5 protein-coding genes are annotated in these 4,333 nt (G+C 63.3%); 2 read left to right on the plus strand and 3 right to left on the minus strand.

Features of this window, described 5'->3' with window-relative positions; all coding sequences use genetic code 11:
- Positions 1-175: 175 nt before the first annotated feature.
- The 3 genes from QZ588_RS17750 to QZ588_RS17760 all read right to left on the minus strand — a co-directional run bounded on the left by QZ588_RS17750 (position 176) and on the right by QZ588_RS17760 (position 2,596).
- A complete protein-coding gene (locus tag QZ588_RS17750) occupies positions 176-1,018 on the minus strand; it encodes a hypothetical protein (RefSeq protein ID WP_295544412.1) in 843 nt (280 codons plus the stop codon).
- Positions 1,019-1,143: 125 nt separating this feature from the next.
- Positions 1,144-1,860 (minus strand): hypothetical protein, encoded by a 717-nt coding sequence (locus QZ588_RS17755; RefSeq protein WP_295544414.1) that lies wholly within the window; start codon positions 1,858-1,860, stop codon positions 1,144-1,146.
- 520 nt (positions 1,861-2,380) lie between these two features.
- Positions 2,381-2,596: a Uma2 family endonuclease gene (locus tag QZ588_RS17760; RefSeq protein WP_295544416.1), complete on the minus strand. Its 216-nt coding sequence runs from the start codon at positions 2,594-2,596 to the stop codon at positions 2,381-2,383.
- A 348-nt stretch (positions 2,597-2,944) separates the two neighbouring features.
- On the opposite strand from QZ588_RS17760, the gene QZ588_RS17765 reads away from it, so the two are divergent.
- Both QZ588_RS17765 and QZ588_RS17770 read left to right on the plus strand, forming a co-directional pair.
- Complete coding sequence (locus tag QZ588_RS17765) at positions 2,945-3,085, plus strand: hypothetical protein (protein WP_295544418.1); 141 nt, start codon at positions 2,945-2,947, stop codon at positions 3,083-3,085.
- Positions 3,086-3,167: 82 nt separating this feature from the next.
- Complete coding sequence (locus QZ588_RS17770) at positions 3,168-4,184, plus strand: D-2-hydroxyacid dehydrogenase (RefSeq protein WP_295544420.1); 1,017 nt, start codon at positions 3,168-3,170, stop codon at positions 4,182-4,184.
- Positions 4,185-4,333 lie beyond the last annotated feature (149 nt).

The raw sequence follows: 4,333 nt of genomic DNA on the forward strand, positions 1-4,333 counted from the left end.
GCAACCGGACCAACACTCGATACGGGTGGGTGGCTAGCCCTTACCCGACCGGGACTTTCACCCGGCAAGAGACGCCGAGCTTTGCTCGGCGCTATAACGTCAACCACAGCCCGCGCCAAACTGCGGCCTGAGCGAGAGCGAAGGCCGCAGTTTGGCGTCGGAGCTGGTGGAATAGTTAGGGGCTCACGCCTGTTACATGAAGTTTGTACACTTTGTCCTCACCAAACGGATTAGATTCCATTTCGACTAAACAGTAGAGTCGCACCTGTGGCTTGAGCATAGAGTAAATGTACTCAACGTGGTCTTGAGAACCGAATATTTCGAAGGCATAGTCGCCTTGAGCAAGAGCTTGCCCCGGTTGCTTGATAGACAGCCTGCCCGCATTTTTGTATTTGTTAAAATCGTAGATTTCGCAATCTATTGCGCGGGTTTCCTTTTCTATCCTCGTGGGGATGTCAAACTTGTTTCTGTCATTGGGGCCTATGTATAAGTCAGGAACTTTTTGATCGCTGGGCTTCGCGGAAATCTCGCTAAGTCTCTGGGGCTCTATAAGGTGGGCGAGCTTCTGATAGCTTGGCAATGCCAATTCTCCGATCTGGATTACAGGACCGTTGTAATGATGAACTGTATCACCGATCTGAACATTTACATCGCCATCGTTGGAGAAGGTGTAAGTCGGCTTCTCATTATTTTGGACGGCACCGCAGACGTTCGTGAGAAACGAAAAAGCGTCTCGCGTGTAGTCCCAAAGATTTTGTGGCCCAAAAGAACTAATGAACGGAAGCGTCAGTTGCATTCCGGAAAGCGCGATTTCAAATTGAGTGAGAAGCGACCCCCTTTCGAAAGTCTTTGCTCTAAGCTGAAATATCTCCCGGTCTTTAGCGCTCATACGCTTCGCGCCGGCGAGAACGAGATAGGATTTGTCGACCACTGCCTGAAAATTGTCCAAAGCGGCGACGGCGATATGGATTGGCACGCCGTCGTCAAGTGCCGGCCCACAGATCTTGAACTCGTGCACTATTCGATGATCCTCTTTAAGCCCCTAACGTTAAGGCTGGCGCGCCGCCCGTTGCCGCGCCGGTCGCGAAGCGACGGCGCGGCAACGGGCGGTCGCAGCCGAGCCGCTAGTTAGCGCTATCATGTTCATTTCTCAGGGAACTCAAGGTCGCAACTTGCGAACATGTCCGTTCCATAGGGTTTGGCCGCGGTGCCCTTAGCAAACATGGATTCGAGGCTTGCCTCTGCGAAATTTGCAAGGTTGACCAAACGCGAGTGGGCGAGAGATAGGTCCGCCGTATGGTTGGCTGCCTTTAGCAGGATGTTCGCCGCAGACCCGTAAACGTGAAGTTTGTCTTTTGGGATGTTTAATTGAAAGTTGATCGACGCCTGCAAGAAGCCGGGTCTGATAAATGCCGATTTCATGACGGGCGGGTCAAGGCTGTATACCGTCACCCAACTGAGCTCTCCCAATGCTGAGGCTTTCAACGAAACGATTTGGTCCGCTTTCTGTGCCAAATGATCAGATACGTTCCTGATCTTACGAATAGCCTGGAGGTCACTGTCAAGGCTGGCGGAATTGAACGGTTTTGGGATACCGCCGGCACCGGGCTGGAGTTTCCATAGAACTCTCAGTCGGTCGACAGAATCAACGAAAGCCCACGCATCCAAATAGTATGGCGCGAAGCTCTTCGGCAAAGCTGACTCGGATTGCGCCTCTAAGAGAGCAGGTAGCCCGGTGGCAAGGCGAGAAAAAGAAAGCTCCGCGATCTCGAAGGCGTGCCTCAGCCCATCCAAGAAAAACGCTTGGCGAGGATGCGTATTGCTTGGGATATTCTTGAACGGAGAGTCGGGTTTCAGCATTTGAGCGCGGACTTTTCCTACGCTAACAGTTGAGTAGGCAGCACCCTCCGCATCAAGCGCTAGCTCGCAGGCCGCCTAGCCCACTATCGCGAGCCGGCAACCCTGCGCTCGCCCGCTCGCCACGATGGCGGACAGACGAGTCGACCAAGCATCGAGCCTCCTGCCGGTTCGTAAGCCCTCGGACCCTGGAAGCGCCCCGCGCTGTCCGCCGATCACGCCGTGTTTCGCCGCCATCAGGAAGCCGGCGCCCTACAGGCCGACGGCATCCCGGTTCGCCGGATCACCCTTGGTCGTGCTGCCCCGTGTCGGTCAGCGGCGTGCGGGGTGGCTGCGCCCGGCGATTGCGGCGCCATGGCCTACAGTGTCCGCAATGTGTGCATGCGGCGCAATGGCGGGAGTTGACGCAACGCAATCAGGGCTGCGCTGAAAGTGGAACTGGGAGAAGGGCTTGATTGTGCAGGGGCGGAGGATGGCCGCGGGGCGTCGTACGCCCAGGGACAAGGCCAGGCTCTGGAACCGCTCAGGGCAAGAGGTCTTGCGCGGCGACGGTGCAGCCCGGCGCGGCACGCGGGCTCACCCGCTCACCCGCCTGCCGGGTTTCGTTGAGGCGATAGCGCTCTCCAGCCGGTTGACGGTGGATCGCAAGCACCCGGTCGCGCCGGTTGATGACCCAGTACGCCGGCACCTGGTTGCGGGCGTAGTCGCGGGCTTTCCGCGAGCGCTTTTGCGGGCTCATGTCGATGATCTCCCCCCGAGCAGTTCCAGACGGGCGCCGGCGGGGAAGCCATCGGCCTCGACCATGCGCTCGTACCCGGCCTCCGGCCCGGGCCTGCGCCGTCTCACAGCACACCGCAGGCACCGGCCGGCACCCGAGCCGGGCGCTGCGCCAAGTCTGGCACTTGCGGTCCGCCCCCGGCCCCACCGGCGGCAAAGCACCTGACCCTGCACAGGCCTGTGACAAATTCCCGCGGCGGAGCGGTATTACAGCAAGGTGACATGTCCGGATGGCGATTAGGCTTATCTCCAAGGGCTGCCGAGGGGCGGCCCCGGCCCAAGACATCTGAGCACCCATTGGAGGAGAGCCATGCATCCGTACATCGCTTATCTGATCCTGACCAACCCGGCCAACCACAGGGCGCGCCCGGACGAGTGCTGCACCGGCGTGCGCGATCTGCTGGGACAGCTTCGGCGGCGCTGGCTTGCGGGGCGCGGCGGACGTCGCTGAGGCGGCGCGTAGGGCGGCCGGACGGGCTCGCCCCCGCCGGCGCCTCGCGGTTGTCGGTGGGCTGGATTAGGATGCACGGGCCATGACTGCATCGCGACCGCCTGTGCATCCACCCATCGGCCCGGTGGTCCTGCTGGACCGCGGCAGCCTCGACACCGGCGACCTGGATTGCTCGGCGCTGGAGGCGGCGTGCACGTCGCTGCGGTCCTACGCGGCGACGGCGCCCGCGGAGACCAGCGCCCGGGTGGCGGACGCGCATGTGGTCATCACCAACAAGGTGGTGATGGGGCCGGCGCAGATGGATGCGGCGCCGCAGCTGCGCCTCATCTGCATCGCCGCCACCGGCACCAACAACGTGGACCTGGACGCGGCCCGTGCCCGCGGCATCGCGGTGACCAACGTGAGCGGCTATGCGACGCCCGCGGTGGTGCAGCACGTCTTCGCGCTGCTGCTGGACTGGGCCGTGGGTCTGCGCCAGCGGGTGGACGCGGTGCGCGCCGGGGCCTGGTCGGCGGCGGCGCACTTCTGCCTGCTGCCGGACACCGCCGCCGGCGCGCCGCCAATTCGGGAGCTGGCGGGCCGCACGCTTGGCATCGTCGGCCATGGCGAGCTGGGCCGGGCGGTGGCGCAGGCGGCGGCGGCCTTCGGCATGCGGGTGCTGGTGGCGCAGCGACCGGGCACCGAGCAGCAGCCGGCGCCGCCGGGCCGCCTGCCGCTGGCCGAGCTGCTGCGGCGGGTGGACGTGCTGAGCCTGCACTGCCCGCTTGCAGAGAACACCCGCGGGCTCATCGGCGCCGCGGAGCTCGCAGCGATGCGCCCGGATGCGCTGCTCATCAACACCGCCCGCGGCGGCCTGGTGGACGAGGCGGCGCTGGCGGCGGCCCTGCGCGCCGGACGCCCCGGTGCCGCCGCGCTGGACACCCTGAGCCGGGAGCCGCCGCCGCCGGATCATCCCCTGCTGGCGGCGGACATCCCGAACCTCGTCATCACACCGCACGTGGCCTGGGCCAGCCGCGCCGCCCGCCAGCGCCTGGTGGATGGGGTTGCCGCCAACATCCGCGCCTTCGCCGCCGGGGAGCGGCGGAATCGGGTGGTCTGAGTCCGGAAAAGACCCAGTCACCGCGCAGCACGCGGCGTCACGAAACAGAAAACCCATCAAGGTAGGCGCTTGAACCTAGAAGGAGCGGTTGGACGGTCGTCAGGGTGCGTCCCGCGGGGTGCCTGGCAAGGCACAACGACGAGGAATAG

This window comes from uncultured Thiohalocapsa sp. (assembly GCF_913062725.1).
In the GTDB taxonomy this organism is placed as follows: Bacteria; Pseudomonadota; Gammaproteobacteria; order Chromatiales; family Chromatiaceae; genus Thiohalocapsa.